The 1830-nt window shown below is 58.2% G+C and carries 2 protein-coding genes; one reads left to right on the forward strand and one right to left on the reverse strand.

Annotated elements, in window-relative coordinates; translation table 11 throughout:
* Positions 1 to 383 (reverse strand): hypothetical protein (locus NW819_RS08835; RefSeq protein WP_414413520.1); only part of this gene is annotated, 383 nt, incomplete at its 3' end.
* Between the two features lie 87 nt (positions 384 to 470).
* Between NW819_RS08835 and NW819_RS08840 the strand changes: the two genes are divergently transcribed.
* On the forward strand, positions 471 to 1830 hold a 1360-nt coding region (locus tag NW819_RS08840), incomplete at its 3' end, for a hypothetical protein (protein WP_414413521.1).

The following is a 1830-nucleotide window of genomic DNA, read 5'->3' on the forward strand; positions in this document are numbered from 1 at the left end:
CCCAACCGGTCGAAGACCCGCAAACTGACTAGGTAGGAGCCGGGCACCAAGCTTAGGGGAGGACGAATGCGGAAGCGGGTTGTACAAGACACCTCTCCCGACACACAATTCACCTGGGCTGCCGATAGCGTCTGCACCTCGATCCCTGACCACGACACCTGAAACGCCAGCTCCGCCGGGATCCGGCCCGGCACCGATACCGAAACCCCCAGCTCCAAAAAGCCGTTCCGATTCACCACAGAAGGAATATCGCTGCTGGTGATCAAAGGCGGCAGCGGAGTACTGGCCGTCAGCGCATCGGCACCACAACCGACCAAGGCCACACCCAGCAGGCCCAGCACCCATCCCCAAGGTTTGGATCCCAGCTTCATCACAGGGTTCATCTGAAAACTCACCTTCTCAGTATAGAGGGTGGGGGCAACAGAGTTAGTGTTGGTTCTGGGAAAAGCTAAAAATTTACACTACAGATAGTGGCGAGCTGGATTTTCATCCAGACCATCTGCTACAGTAAGGCCCATAACCTGTCGAGCAGCCTGGATATGGAAGGGGAAGAGGAGCTAAAAGCCTTGCGGGCGCGGGTGCGCAACCTAGAGCGATCCCTCGCCGAATCGGAAGCGCTGTCATTGCAGCAGATTGAGTGCATCCATCGCCTGGAACATCAACTGCTGGAAGCACAGGCCCAGATTCAAGAGCGGGATCAAGCTTTGCAAGCGTGTCAAGAGGAGAAAGCGCGGCTGGCCCAGCGCCCTACCCCAGAGGCTTTTCAGCTTCAGCAACAGCACATCGAAGAACTGCAGAATCTCCTGTGGGAAATGGAGCGCCGTCCAACGCTGGAGCACTACCACATTCTGCAGCAGCAGTTGCAAACCAGTCAGACGGAAATTGAAACCCTCAAGGCGGAATTGCAGCGGCGCGTCGATCCGGCCCGATTTTACCAACTGCAGCAGGAGCTCCTGGAGCTGAAACAGCAGGCCAACCAATTGGGAGAATACGCCGTCAAGTTGCCGCAGGTGCAGCTTTTGCAAGCCCAACTGCAGCTCCGTGTACAGCAGCTAGAGGAGGAAAAAGCACAATTGCAAGCGCAAATCCAAGAGTTGGCTGCTCGACCTTCTGCACAAGAACTGGAAACCCTACGGGCGGAGCTAGAGGCTGCCCACCGCCAAGCGGAAGCCGAATGGCAGCGTTTGAAGACCCATCTGGAAACCGAAAAGGCACACATGGAAGCTGACCTGAACACTGCCCGGCAACGTATTCGCGAATTGGAAGAGCGCCCTACCCCAGAGCAATGGGCACACTTGCAAGCGGAGCTGGATCATCTGCGCCAACAGGCCTCTTTTGCCAAGGCCGAGCGGGCCACCTTGCTGGAAGAGCTGCAGCAGAGTCAGCGGCAGCAGGCCGAGCAAGCCCAACAGATTGCCAAGCTGGAAGCGGAAGCAGCCCAGGCCGCCCACCTCAGGGAGACAGAGTCCTCACAGGCGCAGCGAATCCTTGCCCTGGAGGAGCAGGTGCAGGCTTTGACCCGCGAGCTTGGTGCTTTGCGAGCCGAGCGGGATCAGCTCATGCAAGAGTTGGCCCAGCGTCCCACCCTTGCCCAGTGGCAGGAAGTTCAGCAGCAGGTGCAGGACACCCGAGAAAGCCTGGAAGCAGCCCGGCGGGGGCGAGAACTGGCCGAGGCCCATCATCTGGTCAGCCAAAAGCAAATCGAGAAGTTGCAGCAGCAGGTGATGGCTTTGAAAACCGAGTGTGTGCAGGCCCACGCCTACGCGCAAACCCAAGAAAAGGAAGTGGCCCTGCTGCAGCAGCGCAATCAAGAACTGGAAGAGCAACTGG

It is taken from the genome of Synechococcus sp. R8-2 (assembly GCF_047461715.1).
GTDB lineage: Bacteria > Cyanobacteriota > Cyanobacteriia > Thermostichales > Thermostichaceae > Thermostichus.